We start from the raw sequence: 1,161 nt of genomic DNA on the forward strand, positions 1-1,161 counted from the left end.
GAGTTAAGCTCAAGTCTGGTGTATGGGAGGAGGTAGGAAGGGTGGCGTATCCTGTTGATTGATCACGACCAAGATCTCAACCAACACGAGTGGATACGCCATGACCGATTCTACCCTCCGGGCTCTTTCACAACCAGAACCCCAGGTCACTGACCCGCTGCACGAGCTGCTGCGACGAGGTGCCCGTGACCTGATCGCCAAGGCTGTCGAGGCCGAGCTGGCCACCTTCCTGGCGCAGTATGCCGATCAGCGGCTCGACGATGGACGTCAGGCCGTGGTCCGCAACGGCTACCTGCCCGAGCGCACGGTCCAGACCGGGATTGGGGATGTCAGCGTGCAGGTGCCCAAGGTGCGTGACCGCAGCGGCGGTGGTGCTCGCTTCAACAGCAGCCTGCTGCCGCCCTACCTGAAGCGGGCCCGCAGCATCGAGGAACTGATCCCCTGGCTCTACCTGAAGGGGATTTCCACTGGCGACTACCAGGAGGCGCTGGCGGCGCTGCTGGGCGACCAGGCCAAGGGGCTCTCGGCCAACACGGTGTCTCGGCTCAAGAAACAGTGGGAAGACGAGCATACCGAGTGGCGGCAGCGTGACCTGTCAGACCGTCGCTACGTCTACTGGTGGGCCGACGGCGTGTACAGCAACGTGCGCATGGATGACCGCCTGTGTCTGCTGGTGATCATCGGCGTCACGGAGCAGGGCCGCAAGGAGCTGGTGGCCGTCGAGGACGGCTTCCGTGAGTCGGCAGACAGCTGGGAAACGCTGCTGACGGGGCTGCGAGAGCGCGGTCTGACTCAAGCCCCCAAGCTGGCGGTGGGCGACGGTGCCATGGGGTTCTGGTTGGCGCTGAGCAAGATCTACCCGGAAACCGACCATCAGCGCTGCTGGGTCCACAAGACCGCTAACGTGCTGAACAAGCTGCCGAAATCAGTGCAGCCCAAGGTCAAGGCCGACCTCCATGAGATCTGGATGGCCGAGACCCGCTTTGATGCGCACAAGGCCTTCGATCGCACGTTGAAACGCTTCGAGGCCAAGTACCCCAAGGCGATGGCGTGCCTGGCCAAGGATCGGGACGAGCTGCTGGCGTTCTACGACTATCCAGCAGAGCACTGGGTGCATATCCGCACCACCAACCCGATCGAATCGACCTTCGCCACGGTCCG

General features: G+C 63.1%; 1 protein-coding gene. It reads left to right on the plus strand.

Annotated features, from left to right (window positions below):
- Positions 1-100: 100 nt before the first annotated feature.
- A partial coding sequence (locus tag B7L71_RS12285) for an IS256 family transposase (protein WP_081138313.1) occupies positions 101-1,161 on the plus strand: 1,061 nt, incomplete at its 3' end.

The sequence above is a fragment of the Halomonas sp. BC2 genome (genome assembly GCF_002078115.1).
Taxonomy (GTDB): Bacteria; Pseudomonadota; Gammaproteobacteria; order Pseudomonadales; family Halomonadaceae; genus Vreelandella; species Vreelandella stevensii.